Raw genomic sequence first — 21,487 nt, 5'->3', positions numbered from 1 at the left:
CGATTCCAGAAAAGTGGTCCATAGTGGGCACGTGCCCTCGACGCGGGATTTCTCCGAGCGGTTACGCGCAGCCGGTCTTCGCGTGACCCGACAGCGTCTGGCGGTGCTCGATGCGGCGCACGAGCACCCGCACGCCGATGCCGATCGCATCTTCGACGCGGTCGGCGCCGTCGTTCCCGGCATCGGCCGGCACACCGTGTACGACATCCTCCACGCGCTCTCGGCACACGGCCTGCTCCGGCGAATCCAGCCCGCAGGTTTCCACGCGCGGTACGAGGTGCGCGTCGGCGACAACCATCACCACCTCGTCTGCCGGTCCTGCGCCGCGATCTCGGATGTCGACCACACCATCGGCGACTCGCGTTGCCTGTCACCGGTGGACGACGCAGGTTTCGACGTCGACGAGGCGGACGTCGTCTTCTGGGGCCTGTGCCGCGACTGTTCGACAGACGATCCACGACAACAGCCCTGAATCGGTCCGATCGACCCTGATCCGGAAGGAAACCGCAGTGTCCGAAAGCGAAAACCCGGCAATCCCCTCCCCCGAGCCGTCACCGCACCGGCCGAGGACCAATCAGGACTGGTGGCCGGACCAGCTGGATCTGACTGTCCTGCACCAGCATTCACCGCTGTCCAATCCGTTGGAACCCGACTTCGACTACTCGAAGGAAGTCGAATCCCTCGACGTCGAGGCGCTCCGTCAGGATCTGATCGACCTGATGACGGATTCCCAGGATTGGTGGCCGGCCGACTTCGGTCACTACGGGGGTCTGTTCATCCGCATGAGCTGGCACTCGGCCGGCACCTACCGCATCGCCGACGGTCGCGGTGGCGGCGGCAAGGGCGCGCAGCGGTTCGCGCCGCTCAACAGCTGGCCCGACAACGTCAGCCTCGACAAGGCGCGTCGCCTCCTGTGGCCGATCAAGCAGAAGTACGGCCGCAAGCTCTCCTGGGCCGACCTGCTGGTCTTCGCCGGCAACTGCGCCTACGAGTCGATGGGGTTCAAGACATTCGGCTTCGCGTTCGGCCGCGAGGACATCTGGGAGCCCGACGAGGTCTTCTGGGGCCCGGAGGACACCTGGCTCGGCGACGAACGCTACGCCGGTGAGCGCGAACTCCAGGGCCCGCTGGGCGCCGTCCAGATGGGTCTGATCTACGTCAATCCCGAAGGACCCAACGGCAACCCGGAGATCCTCGCGTCCGGACGCGACATCCGCGAGACGTTCGCCCGGATGGCGATGAACGACGTCGAGACGGCTGCGCTCATCGTCGGTGGTCATACCGTCGGCAAGACGCACGGTGCCGCTCCCGCCGACAATCTCGGTCCCGAACCCGAGGGTGCCCCGCTCGAACAGCAGGGTCTCGGCTGGAAGAACTCGCACGGCACCGGTGCCGGTGCCGACACGATCACCAGCGGCCTCGAGGTCACCTGGACGCCCACTCCGACGAAGTGGGACAACACCTTCCTCGAGACGCTGTACGCCTACGAGTGGGAGAAGACCAAGAGCCCCGCCGGGGCGTGGCAGTGGACGCCGAAGGGCGGTGCCGGCGCGGACACCGTGCCCGACGCCCACGACCCGGCGAAGAAGCACGCGCCGGGCATGCTCACCAGCGACCTCGCGCTGCGCTACGACCCGATCTACGGCGAGATCACCCGGCGCTGGCTCGACCATCCCGAGGAACTCGAGCAGGAGTTCGCCAAGGCGTGGTTCAAGCTGCTGCACCGCGACATGGGTCCGCTCTCGCGGTACCGCGGACCGTGGATCCCGGAACCGCAGATCTGGCAGGACCCGGTGCCGGACGTCGACCACGAGCTGATCGACGAGAGCGACATCGCCTCACTCAAGGCGAAGGTCCTCGACTCGGGAGCGACGATCCCGCAGCTCGTCGCCACCGCGTGGGCGTCGGCCGCGAGCTTCCGCGGCACCGACAAGCGCGGCGGTGCGAACGGCGCACGCGTGCGGCTCGAGCCGCAGAAGGACTGGGAAGCCAACGAACCCGAGCAGCTCGCACAGGTACTGCAGATCCTCGAGGGTATCCAGCAGGACTTCAACGGCTCGGGCGGCAACAAGAAGGTCTCCCTGGCGGATCTGATCGTCCTCGCCGGTAACGCCGCGGTGGAGAAGGCCGCCGAGGATGCGGGACACGACATCACGGTTCCGTTCTTCCCCGGCCGCACCGATGCGAGCCAGGAGTGGACCGACGTCGAGTCGTTCGAGGTGCTCGAGCCGAAGCACGACGGTTTCCGCAACTACCTGCGCGGTGAAGAGAAGCTTCCGCCCGAGAAGCTGTTCCTCGAGCGCGCCAACCTGCTGACGCTGACCGCTCCCGAGACGACGGTGCTCGTCGGCGGTCTGCGTGCGCTCGGCGCGAATCACGGCGGCAGCAAGCACGGGGTCTTCACCGACCGCCCGCAGACCCTGACGAACGACTTCTTCGTCAATCTGCTCGACATGGGGACCGAGTGGAAGGTCTCGCAGAACAGCGAGGGCGTCTACGAAGGACGCGCTCGGGGATCGGACCAGGTCAAATACACCGCGACCGCCGTCGACCTGGTCTTCGGGCACAACTCGCAGCTGCGGGCGCTCGCCGAGGTCTACGCGACCGACGATGCCGGCCCGAAGTTCGTCCGCGATTTCGTCGCGGCCTGGACGAAGGTGATGAATCTGGATCGTTTCGATCTGAAGAAGTGACCGCGCCGGCGGTCCACGACCGCGCCTGACGCACCGTCCCGGAGCCACCCGTCGTGTTCGGCGGGTGGCTCCGTCGTGTGCAGGGGGTCGTGCGCAGGTCCGCCGAGCCGAAACCGACTGGACAGCCGTACTGCACACGGGTGTACCGTGAGGACACAGCTTTGGTGATGTTCGTCACACCCGCTCGCGGGGGAGTGGATGCGACGTGGTCCGTATCCGAACGACACGTCTCCTCGGGAGGCCACCATGCGTAGATCCCTCGTTTCGGCAGCATGCGCCGCTGTCATGCTGTCCCCCGTCCCTCTGTCCGTCGCACTCGCAGGCACCGCAGCGGCCCAGACCGACATCTCCGTCGTCGGCATGTCGCAGGAGCAGGCACAGCAGGTGCTCTCCGACGCGGGAGTCCCCTACATCATCCTCAACCGGTCCGGCAGCACCATGCAGAACTGCAGGGTGACCGAGCAGCGCGACCGTGGTTACGACGTCGAGGTCGAGTACGACTGGGACCACGAGAACAAGGAGTGGGACAAGACCGAGGTCGAGGTCTGGCGAGGACTCGCACTCGTCGTCTTCTGCGACTGATGGTCCGTCAGTCCCAGAACACCCGCTCGACGACCGCCCGCGCACGACGCGTGACGCGTAGGTAGTGGTCGAGGAACTCCGACGCGTCCTCACCACGCCACCCCGTCACGCGGGCAACGGCTTCGAGCAGCCGCCCCGGCCCCGGGAGCTGGTCGGTCGGTTTGCCGCGGACGAGCACGAGACAGTTCCGCGCATCCGTCGCGGTGATCCATGCCGTGCGCAGGAGTTCGACGTCGGTCGCGCTGAGCAGTTCCGCCGCGCCGATGCCGTCGAGGGCCTCGAGCGTCGAGGTCGTGCGGAGCGCCGGGAGCCGGTAGGCGTGCTGGAGTTGCAGCAGCTGCACGGTCCATTCGATGTCGGCGAGGCCGCCCCGTCCGAGTTTGGTGTGGGTGGCCGGGTCGGCACCGCGCGGCAGCCGCTCGGAGTCCACGCGTGCCTTGATGCGCCGGATCTCGCGGACGGCCTCCTGCGAGACCCCGCCCTCCGGATAGCGCACCTCGTCGATCATGTGCAGGAAGCGGGTGCCGAGTTCGCGGTCGCCCGCGACGGCGTGTGCACGCAGCAGCGCCTGCACCTCCCACACCTCGGCCCACTGCGTGTAGTACGCCCGGTAGGACGCGAACGTCCGGACGATCGGCCCGCTGCGACCTTCCGGACGCAGATCAAGATCGACCTCGAGCGGTGGGTCGGTGCTCGGCGCGCCGAGGAGTCGCCGCACCTGCTCGGCGATGCTCGTGGCCCACTTGACCGCATCGGTCTCGTCGGCGTCCGGCAGCGGGTCGCACACGAACAGCACGTCCGCGTCGGATCCGTAGCCGAGTTCGCCGCCTCCCAGCCGACCCATCCCGATCACTGCGATACGCGCCGGCGCCGGTCCGCGGGACTGTTCCGAGCCCCGGATCACCGCGTCGAGCGCGGCTTCGAGGACACCCGCCCATACCGTGGACAACGCCCGGCACACCTGCGGCACGTCGAGCATGCCGAGGATGTCGGCACTCGCGACGCGCGCGAGTTCGGCGCGGCGCAGCGAACGCGCGGCGGCGATGGCGCGAGCGGGGTCGGAGTAGCGCGAGGACGATGCGACGAGGGCGCGCGCCACCTCGGGCGGGTTCGCCTCGAGCAGCCGCGGCCCGGTCGACGCGTCGGCATACAGGCGGATGACCTCGGGAGACTTCACCAGCAGATCGGCGACGTAGGCCGACGAGCCGAGCACCGTCATGAGACGTTCGGCGACGGCCGGCTCGTCGCGCAGCACCCGCAGGAACCAGACCGTGTCGTAGAGCGCATCGGAGAGCCGCCGGTAGGCGAGCAGACCGGCGTCGGGATCGGTTGTCTCGCCGAGATATTCGAGCAACTGCGGGAGCAGCAGTGCCTGGATGCGCGCCTTGCGGGAGGCTCCCCCGGACAACGCCGCCAGATGTTCCATCGCGTGCTGCGGGCCGTTGTACCCCAGCGCGGCGAGCTGGCGGACGGCCGCGTCGGGCGACAACCGCAGCGCTTCCTTGTCGAGCTTGCTCACCGAGTCCAGCAGCGGCCGGTAGAACAGGCGCGCGTGCAGTTTCCGGATCCGCGACGAGTTGCGCTTGATCTCCGATTCGAGCACGCCGAGGGCGTCCTTGCGCCCGTCCGGCCGCATGTGCGCGGCGCGCGCGAGCCACCGCAGGGCCTCGCGGTCCTCGGGCGGTGGCAGGGTGTGGGTCCGCTTGAGCCGCTGGAGCTGGAGCCGGTGTTCGAGCAGACGGAGGAACTCGTAGGACGCCCGCATGTTCGCGGCGTCGTCGCGCCCGACATAACCGCCGTCGGCGAGCGCGCACAGCGCTTCGACGGTATTGGGCACGCGCAGCGATTCGTCGACGCGACCGTGCACGAGTTGGAGCAACTGCACGGCGAACTCGACGTCGCGGAGGCTGCCGCGTCCGAGCTTGAGTTCGCGTTCGCGTAATTCCGGGGGCACCATCTCCTCGACCCGGCGGCGCATCGCCTGCACGTCGGGCACGAAGTCCTCGCGTTCGGAGGCGGTCCACACCATCGGGCTCAGGGCGTCGATGTACCGGCGACCGAGGTCGAGGTTCCCGGTCATCGGCCGTGCCTTGAGCAGTGCCTGGAACTCCCAGGTCTTGGCCCACCGGTTGTAGTAGGCGACGTGGGATTCGAGGGTGCGGACGAGCTCGCCGCGTTTGCCCTCCGGTCGCAGCGCGGCGTCGACCTCGAAGAAGGCCGACGTGCCGATGCGCATCATCTCGCCGGCGATCCGGCTCGCGCGGGCGTCGGCGGGTTCGGCGACGAAGACGACGTCGACGTCGCTGACGTAGTTCAGCTCGCGCGCACCGCACTTGCCCATCGCGATGACGGCGAGGTCGATCGGGCACGGGCCCTCCGGGATCACCGTGGACACGGCCACCGCGAGGGCCGCGGTCAGCGCCGCGTCGGCGAGGTCGGCGAGCAGCGCCCCGACCTCGAGATAGGGCAGCACCGGTTCGTTCTCGACGACCGCCGCGAGATCGGCGGCGGCGATCAGCATCAGTTGGTCGCGGTAGGTGGTGCGCAGCGCCGCGACCGCGTGCGGGCCGATGAGCCCGGCCCGGTGGATCAGCCGGCCGGGACGTCCGTCGGGCTCGGGTTCGGCGTCGACGCTGTCGAGCATCCGCGCCGTGAAGGTGTGCTTGTCGGGCAGCGCCGCGCTGCCCGCGAGCATCTTCCAGCGATCCGGGTTGGCGACGATGTGGTCGCCGAGCGCCGACGACGCCCCGAACAGCCCGAACAACCGGCCGCGCAGGCGCGTGTCGGAGCGCAGCGCCGAGTCGAGTTCGGCCCAGTCGTCACCGAGCGCGTCGGCCAGGCGCGCGAGGGTGCGCAGGGCCAGGTCGGCGTTGGGGGCACGGGACAGCGCCCACAGCAGTTCGACGCTGTCGGCGTCGTTCCATCCGAGTCGAGCGAGCTCGGCGGGGGCGGTCGGCTCGACGAGGCCGAGCCGACCGGGGCCGGGAACTACCGAACGCGCGCTGGGCGGTCTCACCACGCTTCCATCGTCGCTTACAACCCCAGGTACTGCTCGAGTTCGAAGGGGGTGACCTGGCTGCGGTAGTTCTCCCACTCCCGCCACTTGTTGCGCAGGAAGTAGTCGAAGACGTGCTCACCGAGGGTTTCGGCGACGAGTTCGGACTTCTCCATCTCGCGCAGCGCGATGTCGAGATCGGTAGGCAGTTCGCGGTAGCCCATGGCGCGACGCTCGGCGGAGGTCAGCGACCACACGTCGTCCTCTGCTTCGGGGGCGAGCTCGTAGCCCTTCTCGATGCCGCGCAGACCTGCCGCGAGCAGCACTGCGAAGGTCAGGTAGGGGTTGCACGCCGAGTCGGGGGTGCGGATCTCCACGCGACGCGACGATGCCTTGTTCGGCGTGTACATCGGGACGCGCACGAGCGCGGACCGGTTCGACGGGCCCCAGCACGCGGCCGTGGGTGCCTCTCCCCCGTGCACGAGACGCTTGTAGGAGTTGACCCACTGGTTGGTGACGGCGCTGATCTCGTTGGAGTGCTCGAGGACACCGGCGATGAACGCCTTGCCGGTCGCCGAGAGCTGCAGCGGGTCGTCGGGGTCGTGGAAGGCGTTGGTCTCGCCCTCGAACAGCGACATGTGGGTGTGCATCGCGGAGCCGGCGTGGTCGCGGAAGGGCTTGGGCATGAAGGTGGCCCGCACGCCCTCCTGCATCGCGATCTCCTTGACCACGTAGCGGAAGGTCATGACGTTGTCGGCCATGGACAGCGCGTCGGCGTAGCGCAGGTCGATCTCCTGCTGGCCGGGCGCGGTCTCGTGGTGGCTGAACTCCACCGAGATGCCCATGGACTCGAGAGCGTCGATGGCGTGACGCCGGAAGTGCGGGGCCGAGCGGTGCACGGACTGGTCGAAGTAGCCGCCGATGTCGGCCGGGACCGGGGCGCTCCCCTCGGGGCCGTCCTCGACGAGGAAGAACTCGATCTCGGGGTGCACGTAGCAGCTGAAGCCGAGATCGGAGGCCTTGTTGAGCTGGCGGCGCAGCACGTGGCGGGGGTCGGCCCAGCTGGGGGTGCCGCCGGGCATGGTGATGTCGCAGAACATCCGGGCCGAGTACTGGTGACCCCGATCGTCGACCCAGGGCAGCACCTGGAAAGTGGTGGCGTCGGGACGCGCGACCATGTCGGCTTCGGAGATCCGGGAGAAGCCTTCGATGGCCGAGCCGTCGAAACCGATGCCCTCCTCGAAGGCTCCTTCGAGTTCGGCCGGCGCGATCGCCACCGACTTGAGGGTGCCGACGACGTCGGTGAACCACAGGCGCACGAACCGAATGTCGCGCTCTTCGAGGGTGCGGAGCACGAACTCCTTCTGGCGATCCATACTCGCGAGACTAGGCACAATCCGTTAATTCCGTGTTACATCAGGTGCCACTTGCGTATGGCGTGTCGCTCACGTGCGTCGGCGGTCAGCAGTGAGGATCACTTTCCGGCACCGTCGAATCCACAAGGTAGCTGGTCACAGCGGTGTCGACGCACGCGTTGCCGTCCAGGGCGACGGTGTGCTGCGTTCCCTGGAAGGTGACCAGGACACCGCCGAGCCGGGCGGCCAGTTCGACTCCGGCATCGTAGGGCGTCGCCGGATCGCCGGTCGTCGAGATCACGAGCACGGGCGGCAGGTCGCGGACATCGGGGGTGTGCGGCTCCCCCGTGGCCGGGACCGGCCAGAAGGCACACACGTCCAGGGCCGCCGATCCGGTGCCGCGTCCGTCGTCGAGGAAGGGGGCGGCCGCGCGGAACCGCATGTCGAGTTCGCCCGCGAGGGCCCGGTCGGTCACCGGCGGGTCGTCGACGCACCGGACGGCGTTGAAGGCGTCGGTGATGTTGCTGTAGGTGCCGTCCTCGCCGCGCCCCTCGTAGAGGTCGGCGAGCCGCAGCAGGGTGTCGCCCGTGCCGGTGGTCGCGAGCGACTCCAGCCCACCGCGCAGCGAACCCCACAGGGTCGGCGAGTACAGACCCTGCTGCACACCGGTGATGGCGTCGCGGTGGCTCAGGCCTCGCGGATCGGTGGTGGGCGCCGGAGCGTCGAGCAGCGGGTCGACGAGCCCGCGGAACCGCTCGGCGGCCCGGGCCGGATCGGTCCCGAGCGGGCACCCCGCGTACTGCGCGCAGTACGCCGCGAATTCGTCGAAGGCCTTCTGGAAGCCCTCGGCCTGCAGCACGATCTCCTCGACCGGGTCCTGCTCCGGATCGATCGCGCCGTCGAGCACCATCGCCCGCACCCGACCGGGGAAGGCCTCGGCGTAGAGGGTGCCGAGTCGGGTTCCGTAGGAGTAGCCGAGATAGGTCAGCGCGTCGTCACCGAGGACCCCGCGGAGGACATCCATGTCCTGCACGACCTCTCGGGTGCCGAGGTGCGCGAGCAGATCCGTGCCGTTGCGTTCGGCGCACAACTCCGCGTACTCACGATTGCGTTTCTCCGTCGCGGCGATGCCCTCGGGGCTCGTGTCCCCGTCGTCCACAGCGCGGTCGGCGTCGAACTCGGCATCGGTGAGGCAGCGGACCGCCGGTTCGGACGATCCGACACCGCGGGGGTCGAAGCCGACCACGTCGAAGCGGTCGGCGAGGACGGTGCCGTCGGCGGCGAGCGCGGTGGACAGTCCCGAGGCGCCCGGGCCGCCGGGGTTGACGAGCAGGGAACCGATCCGGTCGCCGCCGGCGGGCAGTCGCGACACCGCGAGGGTGATCACCTCGCCGTTCGGGTCCTCGTAGTCGAGGGGAACCTCGACGCGTGCGCACTCGACACCCTGCCGCACCATCATCGGCCCGTCCGCGCCGTACGACCCGCACGACTCCCAGTCGACGTCCTGCTCGTAGAACCGCTCGAGTCCCGGGACGACTCCGACCGCCGACGGCTGTCGCTTTTCCTGCGCGGTGTCACCACACGCGGTCGCCGCGGCGGCGGCCACGAGCGTCAGGAGGGACAGACGACGGATGCGCGCGCGAGCAGGGTGGGGCACGATCCGATCGTGCCACGCCCCGGTCGGCCTGCAGCGGCACGACCTGCGCTCCCTTCCGAGCGGTCGTGCGGTGTGACGAATCGCACCGCTGCGCGGCCTTCGTCCGTCCGAACCCGAGTGGCAGACTGAGACAGTCATCACCCGACCCGGGGACCCCGAGGGCCTCGAGGAAGAAAGGGACAGTGATGTCCGAGAACATGACGTCCGTATACGGTGGCGCGGCCTCCGCCGCAGCCCCTGCAGACACCCCCAAGCGCAAGACGCGAGTCCATCACCTGCAGGCGATGAAGGCCGAAGGCCGCCGCTGGGCAGAGTTGACGGCCTACGACTACTCCTCCGCCCGCATCTTCGAGGAGGCCGGTATCCCGGTCCTGCTCGTGGGCGATTCCGCAGCCAACGTCGTCTACGGCTACGACACCACGGTGCCCGTGACCGTCGACGAACTCCTCCCCCTCGTCCGCGGCGTCGTGCGCGGTGCTCCGCACGCGCTCGTCGTCGCCGACCTGCCGTTCGGCTCGTACGAGGCCTCGCCCGAACAGGCCCTCGCCACCGCCGTGCGGTTCATGAAGGAAGGCGGCGCCCACGCGGTGAAGCTCGAGGGCGGCGAGCGGATGGCTCCACAGATCGCCGCGATCACCGCCGCCGGCATCCCCGTGCAGGCCCACATCGGCTTCACCCCGCAGTCCGTGAACACGCTCGGCGGGTTCCGCGTGCAGGGCCGCGGCGACGGCGCCGAGCAGCTCGTCGCCGACGCGATCGCCGTCCAGGAGGCGGGTGCCTTCTCCGTCGTGATGGAAATGGTGCCGGCCGAGCTGGCCGGGCAGGTCACCCGCAAGCTGAGCATCCCCACCGTCGGCATCGGCGCGGGCAACGAGTGCGACGCGCAGGTGCTCGTCTGGCAGGACATGGCCGGCTACACCAGCGGCAAGACCGCGAAGTTCGTCAAGAAGTTCGGGCAGGTCGGCGACGAACTGCGCCGCGCCGCAACACAGTACGCAGCAGAGGTCGGGCAGGGCACCTTCCCGGGGCCCGAGCACTCCTTCTGACGATCGCTCGTTTGCCGAGGGGCACCACCGACCGCGGTGGTGCCCCTCGTGCGTCCGGGATCACCGCCGTCCCGGGGTGCCCGCGGAAGCGACACTGAGTAAAATTTCGGTAATGAGCCACCCCTGGCACGCACTCGATTCCGGTGACACGCTCGCCCGGCTCGAGACCACCGAAGCGGGACTGACCACGGCCGAGGCGACCCGCCGGCGGGAGCTGTACGGACCCAATGCGCTGCCCGCTCCCCGCTCGGATCGCTGGTGGTGGCGACTGCTGCGACAGTTCCACAACGTCCTGCTGTACGTGATGATGGCGGCCGCTGTCGTCACCGCGTTCCTGGGCCACTGGATAGACACGGCAGTCCTGATGGGTGCCGTGATCGTGAACGCGCTCATCGGTTTCGTCCAGGAGGGTCGCGCCGCGTCCGCGCTCGACTCGATCCGTGCCATGCTCGCGCCCCGGACGCGGGTCCACCGCGACGGCCGGATCGTCGACATCCCCGCGGCAGATCTCGTGCCGGGCGACGTGGTGCGCCTCGCCTCCGGCGACCGCGTCCCCGCCGACCTGCGGATCCTGAGCTCGCGTGAGCTGCGCATCGACGAGGCGGCCCTGACCGGTGAATCCGTGCCCGTCGCCAAGACACCGGACCCGGTCGACGCCGACACCGAACTCGGCGACCGCAGATCGACGTGCTTCACCGGCACCGTCGCGGTTTTCGGCCAGGGTGACGGCGTGGTGATCGCGACCGGCTCCGACACCGAACTCGGCCGCATCAATGCCCTGTTGTCGGGTGTCGACCGCGCGGCCACACCGTTGCTCGAGCAGATCGGCCGCTTCGGCCGTTGGCTGGCGGCGGTCATCCTCCTCGCGTCCGCCGTGACCTTCGCGCTCGGTGTCGTGTGGCGCGGCGAGAGCCCGGCGGAGATGTTCACCCTCGTGGTCGCGTTGGCCGCCTCCGCGATCCCCGAGGGACTCCCGGCCGTGATGACCGTGGCCCTGTCCCTCGGCGTGCAACGCATGGCCCGGCGCAACGCCGTCATCCGGCGCCTTCCTGCCGTCGAGACCCTCGGCTCGGTGACGGTGATCTGCTCCGACAAGACGGGCACGTTGACCCGCAACGAGATGACCGTGCAGAAGGTCGTGTGTGCGCACCGCACCGTCGAGGTGGGCGGTGTCGGTTACGCGCCGATCGGTTCGATCATCGCCGCCGAGAGTGGCGATCCGGTCGATCCGCACACCGACCCGGCACTCGATCTGGCCGTCCGCGCCGGTGTCCTGTGCAACGACACCGAGGTGGTCGAGGAGGACGGCGTGTGGGAGGTGCACGGCAACCCCACCGAGGCAGCGCTCGTCGTCCTCGGCCGCAAGGCCGGCCTGCCCACCGCGGCGGCCCACGAGCGGTGGCCGCGCCTCGATGTCGTCCCGTTCGAATCCGAACACAAGTTCATGGCGACCCTGCACCCGCACGACGACGGTCGCCGCGAACGCATCCTGCTCAAGGGCGCCCCGGAGCGGGTCCTCGTCGCCTGCACCGGCCAGCTCGGCGCCGACGGCGTGGTACGCCCCGTCGACGAGGCCTACTGGACCCGCCGCGCCGACGAGATCGCGGCCCAGGGCCTGCGCGTGCTGGCCCTCGCGTTCCGCGACCGCGAACCGGAGGACGGCGTGCTCGCCTTCGAAGACGCCCGGCACGACTTCACGATGCTCGCTCTGGTCGGCATCATCGACCCGCCGCGCGAGGAGGCGATCACGGCGGTGCGCGAATGCCACCGCGCCGGGATCACGGTGAAGATGATCACCGGTGACCACGCCGCCACCGCCGCCGAGATCGGGGCGCAGATGGGTCTCGGCACGGGTTCGCGGGCGATGACCGGCGCCGAGATCGAGACCCTCGACGATGCGGAACTGCGCCGGGTCGTCGCGGAGACGGACATCTTCGCGCGCACCAGTCCCGAGCACAAACTCCGTCTGGTGCGCGCCCTGCAGGCCGGCGGTCACGTCGTGGCGATGACCGGCGACGGTGTGAACGACGCGCCGGCGCTTGCGCGGGCCGACGTCGGGGTCGCGATGGGCATGACCGGAACCGAGGCCGCCAAGGAAGCGGCCGACGTCGTTCTCGCCGACGACAATTTCGCGAGCATCGCCGCCGCAGTCCGCGAGGGCCGCGGCGTCTACGACAACCTGAAGAAGTTCGTCCTCTTCATGCTGCCCACCAACGGCGGTGAGGCGCTGGTGGTCGTCGCCGCCATCCTCTTCCAGCTCACCCTGCCGCTCACACCCGCGCAGGTGCTGTGGATCAACCTCGCCACCGTCAGCACCCTCGGTCTGGCGCTCGCGTTCGAACCGACGGAGAAGTCGGTCATGCTCCGCAGGCCGCGACCGCCCGGGGAATCACTGCTGTCCCGCTTCTTCGTCTGGCGCGTGGTGATGGTGTCGGTGCTGATGATGGTCGGCTCGCTCGGCCTGTTCCTGTGGGAACTCGACCGCGGTGCACCGGTGGAGGTCGCGCGCACGCTCGCGGTGGACGCGATCGTCGTGGCCGAGATGTTCTACCTGCTCAACAGCCGCCGCATCCGCGACACGGTCCTCACCCGCGACGGGCTGTTCGGGAACCGGTACGTGCTTGCTGCGATCGCGGCGTGCGCCGCGTTGCAACTGTTGTTCACCTACGCCCCGTTCATGCAGGCGATCTTCGGGTCCGCCGCGATCTCGTGGGCGGACTGGGGCAAGGTGCTCGCGGCGGGCCTGCTGGTGTTCGTCGTCGCCGAGTTCGAGAAGTGGGTGGTCCGGCGCCTGCGACCGGCACCCGTGTCCTGACCGCCGACGGCCCCGTCCCCGGCCGGTGGCAGACTCGACGACGATCCGACCGTACGACCCGTGAGGTGTCCATGCAGATCCGCTCCAGTCTCGTTCCCGCCGTCGCCGTCGCGCTGGCAGGTGTTCTCGCGGCGTGCGCGCCGGCCCAGGACCCGGCACCGACCGGCACGTCCACCGAGTCCCCGGTGACGACGGAGACGACATCGGCTGCGGGGTCGAGCCCCGCGGAGGCCGGAGCGGGTGGCTTCACCGAGGCGCAGGCCGCAGATCTGTGTGCACGCCTCGAGGGCCAGCTGTCGAACTGGCGCACCTACACCCCCTCGGTGGGGCGCGGTGGCCTCAACATCCTCGTCGGCGAATGGGGTGCGGCGAACGGTGTCGACCTCGTCGCGCTCGCAGGCGACCGGGGCCGCATCGACGCGGCGACCTCCGCGCAGTGCCCGGAGGTGCGCGAGGAGGCCGTGCAGGCACTCGAGATCCCCGATCTCGCGTCGGGTCTCGTCGGGTTCTGACCGGTGGAGCGACGCGAACTGTATCCGCCGATCGAGCCGCACGAGACGGGCATGCTCGACGTCGGTGACGGCCAGCAGCTGTACTGGGAGGTCAGCGGTAACCCGCAGGGCAAGCCCGTGGTCTTCCTCCACGGTGGTCCGGGCGGGGGCACCGCGCCGCAGCACCGGCGCTTCTTCGATCCGGACGCCTACCGGATCGTGTTGTTCGACCAGCGCGGCTGCGGCCGGTCGCAACCCCACGTGGCCGACGGCGCCGACCTGTCGGTCAACACCACCGACCATCTGGTCGCCGACATCGAGCGGTTGCGCACCTTCCTCGGTGTGGACCGGTGGATGGTCTTCGGCGGGTCCTGGGGCTCGACGCTCGCCCTCGCCTACGCCCAGCGGCACCCGGAGCGCGTCACCGAACTCGTCCTGCGCGGGATCTTCCTGCTGCGCCGCAGCGAGATCGACTGGTACTACAACGGTGGCGCCGGGCAGCTGTTCCCCGAGGCGTGGGAGGGATTCTGCGCTCCGCTTGCGGCCGCCGGGCGGGGCGAGCATCCCGTGGACGTCTACCACCGTCTGCTGCACTCGACCGATCCGGACGTCGCTCTGGACGCGGCGATCGCGTGGTCCACCTGGGAGGGCGCCACGAGCTCACTGCTGCCGAACCCGGATCGCGTCGCGGAGACGGCCGAACCCCGTTTCGCGCTGGCCTTCGCGCGCATCGAGAACCACTACTTCCACCACCGTGGCTTCTTCGACGAGGGCGCACTCCTGCGCGACGCGCATCTGCTGCGCAACATCCCCGGGGTGATCGTGCAGGGCCGCTACGACGTGGTGTGCCCGGCGCGCAGCGCGCACGACCTGCACGAGGCGTGGCCGTCCTCCCGCCTGCACATCGTCGACGATGCGGGACATGCGGCGACCGAACCGGGGACCGTGCACCGGCTCGTCGAGGCCACCGACAGCTTCCGCTGACCCGGATCGGTCGGGCAGCCGCCGGCGCAGATAAGGCGGGCATCCGCCGGCGCGGATCAGGCGGGCAGCCGCCCGAAGCCCACCACGGCGTCGTCCCCGGTCACGTCGAGTTCGTGGACGCGGATGCGGCCCATCTCGTTGCCGCCGACGGTGATCGCGGAATCACCGTCGACGGCGACGACGATGTTCGTGTGCTCGCGCTGACCGACGCCGATCCTGTTGTGGTACAGCACCACATCGCCGACCTCCGGCCGATAGCCCGTGCCCACCGGTTCGTAGCGGTCGGCCTGCTCGTAGAACTCACCGAGCGTGAACACGCCGGGGATCCGCCAGTGTCCCGAATGCGGATTGGACAGCGGCACACCGGCTTCCCGCATGATCCAGCTGACGAAGTCGGCGCACCACGGTTCGCGGACACCCTCCGAGTAGAACGTGCCGGGATTCTGCGCCTCGTGCTGTTCCTCGAGCAGTTCGACGATCCGCACCTGCGTCGGCGACAACGACGAGGTGTCGATCTCGGGGAATGCCGCACTGTCCCACGGGAACAGCCGGTTCGGCAGGATCCACCACACGAGCACCGCGATCACCGCACACAGTGCGAGCACGACGGCGAGGACGGCAGCGACCGGCCGTCGCCGCCGCGTCGTCTCACCGGTCATGGTCGAAGCGGATCTTGCGTGCCTGCGGGTCGGCGAGCGTGAGCCGCACCCGCACCGTGCTGCCCTCCTCCGGCGCCCCGCCACACGGGCCGATGACGGTCTCGGAGGCGACGAACACCTCCGCGTCGCGCCGGTCGGTGGCCTCCTTCAGGACCGTCGCCTCGAAGGTCTCCCCCACCCGCGGCGCGAGGACGACGGCCTCGGTCAGGTCGACGCACGCTCGGTTCACCTTGCCGGCGAGCGAATCGGTCGACGACATGATCTTCGGCATCGCGGCCAGTGCTGCGCGGACCTCGTCCGGGACGTCCCGACCCGACGACACCGCGAGGCACACCTCGGTGGCGTAGCGGTCGGACAACCGGCGCAGCGGCGCGGTGACGTGCGCGTAGGGCGCACCGATCGCGCCGTGCAGGATCGTCTCGGGCAGGTCGCCGTCGAAGGCCGCGTAGGACGCGCCGCGCAGCAATGTCGGCGCTTCGCTCATCAGCACGAGTGTCTTCGGGTCGTTGGCGTCGAGCGAGGCGAGGAAGGCACCGACACCGAGCCCCGACGGCCACGGCACGTCGAGCGACCGCGCGGTGCGGCGCAGAGCATCGACCGCAGCAGGGTCGGCGGGCGGGAGCGTACGCAGCAGGCCGACCCGTGCGTCGATCATCATCTGCGCAGCGCACATCCCGGTGAGCAGCGAGATCTCGGAGTTCCACTCGTCGGCCTCGGTGCGCGGCTCGATCTGCAGCGTCCAGCCGTCGCCGTGCTTCACGACCTCCTGCGCGGGCAGGCGCAGTTCGATCGCCCCGCGGGCGAGCGCCGCGGCCGCTCGCAACCGCCCGAAGTCGGGCAACGCCTCGACGGACGGATGCAGCCGGCCTGCGTCGGCGTCGCGTTGCACTCCGGCGTAATCCATGCGTGCGACCGATCGGACGAGCGCGCGCCGCACACTCACCGCGACGGGCTCGGCACGGTGGTCGGTCTCGATCCGCCACAGCGCCGCCGGGCGGACGGCGTCCGGCAGCAGGCTCGCGGTGCCCTCGGACACCTCGCGCGGATGCAGCGGCACGGAGCCGTCGGGCAGGTAGAAGGTCTGCCCGCGGCGGTGCGTCTCGACGTCCAGCGCACCACCCGGTTCGACGAGTGCGTACACGTCGGCGATCGCGTAGTGCAGCACGAAGCCGTCGTCGGTGCGTTCGAGATGCAGGGCCTGATCGAGGTCCATCGAGCCGGGTGGGTCGATGGTCACGAGAGGCAGATCGGTGCGGTCCTCACGGACGTCCGCGTAGCGGTCGGTCGCGTGTCGCGCATCGGCGAGGGCCTCCGGCGGGAACTCGCCGACGAGGTCGAATTCGGCGCGCACATCGGCGAAGTCGATCGCGGGCGCAACGACGATGGGAGTGGTCACCACGATGCTCGTGAACTCCTGGTGGTTCGGGTGCTCGTCGTCGAATTCAGCCGTTCTTCCAGTCGTCGTCGGCGGCGTCGGCCGCCTTGTTCCGTTCTGCCGCGATCTCCAGCGCCCGCTGAGCGGTCTCCCTGTCCGGGTAGGGACCCATGCGGTTGAGGGCGTGCGGATCCTTGCCCTGGGAGACCTTCCCGGTGCGCACGTCGTAGTACCAGCCGTCGTCGCTCATGGTCTCAGTGTGCCCGAATCGCGTCTGTCTGTACGGACAACCCGTCGGCAGGCGTGGCGCGGTACTGTCGGGCCGCACACCCGTGCTCGATGTCCGAACGAAGGAGCAAGCAATGTCCTACATCCTCTACGACGCGTTGCTGCCCTGGCTGGGTCCGGATGCGGCCTCGTACTGGGCGCACCTGCTGGTCATCGATCCGATCTGACCCGACCGGTAGCAACGCGGTGGGAGCGGGAGACGCCGGGCGAACGAGTCGGCCTGTAAGCCGGATCCTGTCCCCCGCCGAAACGGGGTGGCGACCATCCATCTGGGCACACCGTCGCCGGGTACCTCGAGCGGTTCACCCGCAGGCTCGGGCGAGCAGCCCTCGAACACCTGCGCAGCCGCACCGCACGCGGTGCGACCTTCAACCTTGCTCCGGGCGGGGTTTACCTAGCCGCCCCGGTCACCCGGGGCGCTGGTGCGCTCTTACCGCACCCTTTCACCCTTACCTGCCGTACGGCAGGCGGTTTGCTTTCTGTGGCACTGTCCCGCGAGTCACCTCGGGTTGCCGTTAACAACCGCCCTGCTCTGTGGAGTCCGGACTTTCCTCGATTCAGGGCCTGGCACCGTGCGGTACCGGTTCCCTGCTCCGCGGCCGCCCGGCCGACTCGTTCGCTCGACCAGACTATCCCGCGGCGTATCGGCGCCGCCAACTACGGTGCACTCATGACGCGACTCGTGGCCCTGCTGCGCGGAATCAACGTCGGCGGCATCCGCATCCGGATGGCCGATCTGAAGGAGGTCTTCGGCGGCCTCGGATGCGAGAACGTCCGCACCGTCCTCGCATCCGGCAACGTGCTCTTCGACGCCGAGGACGACCCCGCCACCGCGAAAGCACGGATCGAGGCCGCACTCACCGAGCGGTTCGGTTACGAGGCCTACACCTTCGTCGTCGAGCAGTCGTATCTCGCACGGGTCGTCGAGGCGTATCCCTTCGACGACGCACGCACCGACCGGCATTCGTACGTCGTGTTCGTCTCCGATCCCGCAGTGCTCGAATCGCTGGTCGCCCTCGCGGACGATCTCGATCCGGACCTCGAATGCGTCGACGCGGGTGAAGGTGTCCTCTACTGGCAGGTCGTGAAGGGCTCGACCCTCGACAGTGCCGTGGGGAAGCAGTCGGGTTCGGCCCGGAACAAGGCGACGACGACCGTCCGGAACCTCAACACGCTGCGTCGACTGGTCTGACAGGGCACATCGCCGGCCATTGCACCTGCGTACAGGCTGCAGGTAGCGTCCCTCTTCGACATTCGTTCCGTTCGGAAGGTCCAGGATGCGCAGACGCACCGGAGTATTCGCCTCGATCGCCGCGGCCGCACTCCTCGCGACCACACCGACGGTGGCGACCGCCGAGGCCGATACCGACTTCTACACGCCCCCTCCGGCCTTCGAGACGGCGCCGCTCGGCGACGTCCTGCGCACCGCACCGTCGGTCGCCGCCGTCGTCCCGAACACCCCGGCCGTCCTCGACGCAGCCGTCACCCGGGTGATGTACCGCAGCACGAACGCCACCGGAGGACCGGTCGCCACCGTCGGCACCGTGCTCGTCCCGTCGCAGCCGTGGACCGGCCCCGGACCCCGGCCCACCGTCGTGCTCGGTCCCGGCACGCAGGGCATGGGCGACCAGTGCGCACCGTCGAAGCTCATGACCTTCGGTCAGGAGTACGAGTACATCCACATCGGTCCGATGCTCGCGGCCGGTTACGCCGTCGCGGTCACCGACTACGAAGGACTCGGCACACCCGGCGTGCACCCCTATCTCAACCGCGAGTCGCAGGGACGCGCGATGCTCGACCTCGCACGCGCCACCCGGTCGCTCGGTGATCTCGGTCTCGACCCCGAGGGCCCGATCGCGTTCTGGGGATATTCGCAGGGCGGCATGGCGTCCGCCTCGGCCGCCGAACTCGCCGCGACGTACGCCCCCGAGCTGTCGGTGGTCGGCGCCGTGGCCGGCTCACCACCCGCCGACCTGGGCGATCTCGCCGTGGCCGGCGACGGCTCCCTGCTCTCCGGCGGGGTCGGCTGGGTCGTCGACGGTTTCATCTCGGCCTATCCCGAGCACGCCCCGTCGCTACTGGCGGCGTTCGATCCTGCCGGACTCGACATCCTGCGTCGCGCCGAGACGGCCTGCGTCTTCGACGCGTTCACACTGAACCCGTTCGGGCAGACCTCGGCGTATACGGTCGACGGACGGCCCATCGCCGAGCACCTCGGCGACGAGCCGTGGGCGTCGCTGGTCGCCGAGCAGCAACTCGGCAACCGCACCCCGTCGATGCCGATCTTCGTCGCGCAGAGCACCGGCGACGACTTCGTGCTCGTCCAGGGTGTCGACACGATGGTCGACAAGTGGTGCTCGGCCGGCGCCGACGTCACCTACCGCCGCTACGACGTCGGACCCGTCCTGACGAAGACCGGAACCGGCCACCTGATCGGCATGTTCCCGGCCGTCGTCGAAGGCCTCGACTGGCTCGCTCAGCGATTTTCCGGCCGGGAATCCCAGCCCGGCTGCACCGCCTGACATCCCGCCGGAAGAAATTTCCGGCAACCGTGTAACACCGTCGGTCGGCCGACAGATAAACCTGATGAGTGGCCGCGCAGGCAACCCCCCGACATGTCTGCGCGGCCACTTTTCGTTTGCGGCCGCTACCGGTTCACAGGTGCGAGGTGTCGTTGACGAGCCGCACCGACGACCCACCGTCCGCGTAGAACTCGGCAATGCTGAGCGACGCGAGATCCAGGTGCAGGCGGTACAGCAGCGATGGACCCGATTCGAGCGCCATCTGCAGGAACGTCTTGATGGGCGTGACGTGCGAGACGACCAGCACGGTCGTGCCGGCGTAGTCGGTCAGCAGGTCGTCGCGCACCGAGGCAATACGCTTGGCCACCTCGTCGAAGCTCTCGCCGTTCGGGGGCCGCACGGAGGTGTCGCCGAGCCAGCGCCGGTGCAGTTCGGGGTCGCGACGCGCGGCCTCGGCGAAGGTGAGACCCTCCCAGTCGCCGAAATCCGTCTCGATGAGCCCGTCGTGCACCGTCACCGGGAGATCGAGGGCGTCCGCCGCTGCGGCGGCCGTCTCCCGCGCGCGCCCCAGCGGTGACGACAGCACGGCGGTGATCCCACCGCGGGCACCGAGCCGCCGGGCCGCGGCGACCGCCTGCTCACGACCGAGTTCGGTCAGCTCCGGGTTGCCCCGCCCCGAGTAGCGACGCTCGACCGACAGCGAGGTCTCCCCGTGACGCAGCAGCAGCAGACGGGTCGGTGTTCCGACCGCACCGGTCCAGCCGGGCGAAGCCGGAACAGCCGGGTCTGGCACCGGCACGACCGGCGGAGTGGTGACGTTCTCGGTCCGCGCGTTCACCTGGACCGGACGTGCCACGGTGTCGGATGCGACGTCCAGCAACGCTTCGGCGGCCGCGTCCATCGCGGCGTTGGCCAGCCGGTCGGCGTAGGCGTTCTCCGCACGCGGGATCCACGTGAAGTCGACGGTGCGGAACCGGCCGGCGAGCTCCCGCGCCTGCGCGGCCAGCGGGATCATGTCGGCATGCTTGACCTGCCACCGTCCGCTCATCTGTTCGACGACGAGCTTGGAATCCATGCGGACGTGCACCTCGTCGGCGCCGAGCTCGGCGGCGGCGGTGAGACCGGCGATCAGGCCCTTGTACTCGGCGACGTTGTTCGTCGCGCGCCCGATGCTCGCCTGGCGTTCGGCGAGGACGGTCCGATGGTCGGCATCGAAGACCACGGCACCGTAACCGGCCGGTCCGGGATTCCCGCGGGAACCGCCGTCCGCTTCGACGACGACCGTCGTCACAGTCCGGATTCCTTGGTGCGGACCAGGATCGCGTCGCACTCCGGGCACCGGACGAGCAGATCGGCGGGTGCGGCCGCGATCCGGGCGATCTCACCGCGGTCGAGTTCGAGACGGCACGCGCCGCAGCGGCGGGCCTGCAGCAATGCGGCGCCGATGCCGGACTTCTCGCGCTGCTTCTCGTACACCGTCACCAGTTCCGCGGGGAAGACGGCGAGCAATGCCTCGCGGTCGCTGCGGCACCGCTGCTCGGCCACCTCGATGTCGGCGAGCGCCTCGTCGCGGGCCCGGACGGCGTCGCCGAGCTGGTCGTCGACCTGCGAGACCTGCGCACCGGCATGGTCGTGGTCGGCCTTCGACGCCTCGCGACGCTCCATGACCTCGAGCAGGTCGTCCTCGAGTGCCGCCTGGCGACGCTCGAGGCTGGTGAGCTCGTGCTGCAGTTCGGTGAGCTGCTTCGATCCCACCGAGCCGCTCTGGAGCATCGACCGGTCGCGGTCGGCGCGCATTCGCACGGCCTCGATCTCGCCCTCGAGCTTCCGGATGTCCCGGTCGAGGTCGTCGAGGATGATCTCGACGGCCACCGCGGCGTCCTTGCGCGCGTTGCGCTCGGTCTGCAGGCGGTCCACCTCCTGCTGTTCGGGCAGTGTCCGACGGCGATGCGCGAGGCGGTTCAGCTCTGCGTCCACGGCGGCGAGGGACAGCAGCTTGGCCTGCACGGTGGGTTCGACGTTCAC

17 protein-coding genes and 1 other RNA gene are annotated in these 21,487 nt (G+C 69.6%); 9 read left to right on the top strand and 9 right to left on the bottom strand.

The window, feature by feature from the left end; translation table 11 throughout:
- The first annotated feature begins 31 nt into the window (after window positions 1–31).
- The 3 genes from ACNJ7K_RS14820 (at window position 32) to ACNJ7K_RS14810 (ending at window position 3,275) form a co-directional block, all read left to right on the top strand.
- Window positions 32–472: a Fur family transcriptional regulator gene (locus ACNJ7K_RS14820; protein WP_183070725.1), complete on the top strand. Its 441-nt coding sequence runs from the start codon at window positions 32–34 to the stop codon at window positions 470–472.
- A 37-nt stretch (window positions 473–509) separates the two neighbouring features.
- Window positions 510–2,693: a catalase/peroxidase HPI gene (gene katG / locus ACNJ7K_RS14815; RefSeq protein ID WP_183070726.1), complete on the top strand. Its 2,184-nt coding sequence runs from the start codon at window positions 510–512 to the stop codon at window positions 2,691–2,693.
- A gap of 246 nt (window positions 2,694–2,939) precedes the next feature.
- On the top strand, window positions 2,940–3,275 hold the full coding sequence (locus ACNJ7K_RS14810; protein WP_039958655.1) for a hypothetical protein: 336 nt from the start codon (window positions 2,940–2,942) through the stop codon (window positions 3,273–3,275).
- Window positions 3,276–3,282: 7 nt separating this feature from the next.
- On the opposite strand, the gene ACNJ7K_RS14805 is transcribed toward ACNJ7K_RS14810, so the two are convergent.
- From ACNJ7K_RS14805 to ACNJ7K_RS14795, 3 genes are all read right to left on the bottom strand, one after another.
- Window positions 3,283–6,294: a bifunctional [glutamine synthetase] adenylyltransferase/[glutamine synthetase]-adenylyl-L-tyrosine phosphorylase gene (locus ACNJ7K_RS14805; protein WP_024101315.1), complete on the bottom strand. Its 3,012-nt coding sequence runs from the start codon at window positions 6,292–6,294 to the stop codon at window positions 3,283–3,285.
- A 14-nt stretch (window positions 6,295–6,308) separates the two neighbouring features.
- On the bottom strand, window positions 6,309–7,646 hold the full coding sequence (gene glnA / locus ACNJ7K_RS14800) for a type I glutamate--ammonia ligase (protein ID WP_024101316.1): 1,338 nt from the start codon (window positions 7,644–7,646) through the stop codon (window positions 6,309–6,311).
- An 85-nt stretch (window positions 7,647–7,731) separates the two neighbouring features.
- A complete protein-coding gene (locus ACNJ7K_RS14795) occupies window positions 7,732–9,282 on the bottom strand; it encodes an alpha/beta hydrolase (RefSeq protein ID WP_487041847.1) in 1,551 nt (516 codons plus the stop codon).
- Window positions 9,283–9,467: 185 nt separating this feature from the next.
- On the opposite strand from ACNJ7K_RS14795, the gene panB reads away from it, so the two are divergent.
- The 4 genes from panB to pip all read left to right on the top strand — a co-directional run bounded on the left by panB (window position 9,468) and on the right by pip (window position 14,618).
- Complete coding sequence (gene panB, locus ACNJ7K_RS14790) at window positions 9,468–10,328, top strand: 3-methyl-2-oxobutanoate hydroxymethyltransferase (protein WP_024101318.1); 861 nt, start codon at window positions 9,468–9,470, stop codon at window positions 10,326–10,328.
- 112 nt (window positions 10,329–10,440) lie between these two features.
- The gene (locus tag ACNJ7K_RS14785) at window positions 10,441–13,143 is read left to right on the top strand and encodes a cation-transporting P-type ATPase (RefSeq protein ID WP_006554419.1); all 2,703 of its coding nucleotides are present in this window, start codon (window positions 10,441–10,443) and stop codon (window positions 13,141–13,143) included.
- Window positions 13,144–13,214: 71 nt separating this feature from the next.
- The gene (locus ACNJ7K_RS14780) at window positions 13,215–13,655 is read left to right on the top strand and encodes a hypothetical protein (RefSeq protein ID WP_033097808.1); all 441 of its coding nucleotides are present in this window, start codon (window positions 13,215–13,217) and stop codon (window positions 13,653–13,655) included.
- A 51-nt stretch (window positions 13,656–13,706) separates the two neighbouring features.
- A complete protein-coding gene (gene pip / locus ACNJ7K_RS14775) occupies window positions 13,707–14,618 on the top strand; it encodes a prolyl aminopeptidase (protein ID WP_487041853.1) in 912 nt (303 codons plus the stop codon).
- Between the two features lie 56 nt (window positions 14,619–14,674).
- On the opposite strand, the gene ACNJ7K_RS14770 is transcribed toward pip, so the two are convergent.
- The 4 genes from ACNJ7K_RS14770 to rnpB all read right to left on the bottom strand — a co-directional run bounded on the left by ACNJ7K_RS14770 (window position 14,675) and on the right by rnpB (window position 17,555).
- Window positions 14,675–15,277, bottom strand: coding sequence for a CHAP domain-containing protein (locus ACNJ7K_RS14770; RefSeq protein WP_120283324.1), 603 nt, complete (start codon window positions 15,275–15,277; stop codon window positions 14,675–14,677).
- Window positions 15,267–16,676 (bottom strand): RNB domain-containing ribonuclease, encoded by a 1,410-nt coding sequence (locus ACNJ7K_RS14765; RefSeq protein ID WP_120283326.1) that lies wholly within the window; start codon window positions 16,674–16,676, stop codon window positions 15,267–15,269. The genes ACNJ7K_RS14770 and ACNJ7K_RS14765 overlap by 11 nt, the downstream gene beginning before the upstream one ends.
- 43 nt (window positions 16,677–16,719) lie before the next feature.
- Window positions 16,720–16,902, bottom strand: a complete 183-nt coding sequence (locus ACNJ7K_RS14760; protein WP_006554424.1) for a hypothetical protein — start codon at window positions 16,900–16,902, stop codon at window positions 16,720–16,722.
- Between the two features lie 245 nt (window positions 16,903–17,147).
- Window positions 17,148–17,555, bottom strand: an RNA gene (gene rnpB / locus ACNJ7K_RS14755) — RNase P RNA component class A.
- Window positions 17,556–17,610: 55 nt separating this feature from the next.
- On the opposite strand from rnpB, the gene ACNJ7K_RS14750 reads away from it, so the two are divergent.
- Together ACNJ7K_RS14750 and ACNJ7K_RS14745 are read left to right on the top strand one after the other, a co-directional pair.
- Window positions 17,611–18,132: a DUF1697 domain-containing protein gene (locus tag ACNJ7K_RS14750; protein WP_120283328.1), complete on the top strand. Its 522-nt coding sequence runs from the start codon at window positions 17,611–17,613 to the stop codon at window positions 18,130–18,132.
- 85 nt (window positions 18,133–18,217) lie between these two features.
- Complete coding sequence (locus ACNJ7K_RS14745; RefSeq protein ID WP_120283330.1) at window positions 18,218–19,462, top strand: lipase family protein; 1,245 nt, start codon at window positions 18,218–18,220, stop codon at window positions 19,460–19,462.
- Window positions 19,463–19,595: 133 nt separating this feature from the next.
- On the opposite strand, the gene ACNJ7K_RS14740 is transcribed toward ACNJ7K_RS14745, so the two are convergent.
- A complete protein-coding gene (locus ACNJ7K_RS14740; RefSeq protein ID WP_120283331.1) occupies window positions 19,596–20,753 on the bottom strand; it encodes a bifunctional RNase H/acid phosphatase in 1,158 nt (385 codons plus the stop codon).
- Complete coding sequence (locus ACNJ7K_RS14735; protein WP_120283333.1) at window positions 20,750–21,487, bottom strand: zinc ribbon domain-containing protein; 738 nt, start codon at window positions 21,485–21,487, stop codon at window positions 20,750–20,752. Before ACNJ7K_RS14735 ends, ACNJ7K_RS14740 begins: the two co-directional genes overlap by 4 nt.

The organism is Rhodococcus shunpengi (assembly GCF_048381395.1).
GTDB lineage: Bacteria > Actinomycetota > Actinomycetes > Mycobacteriales > Mycobacteriaceae > Rhodococcus.
Note: the sequence above shows the minus strand (reverse complement) of the source record. Positions and strands in the feature narration are given on the sequence as shown.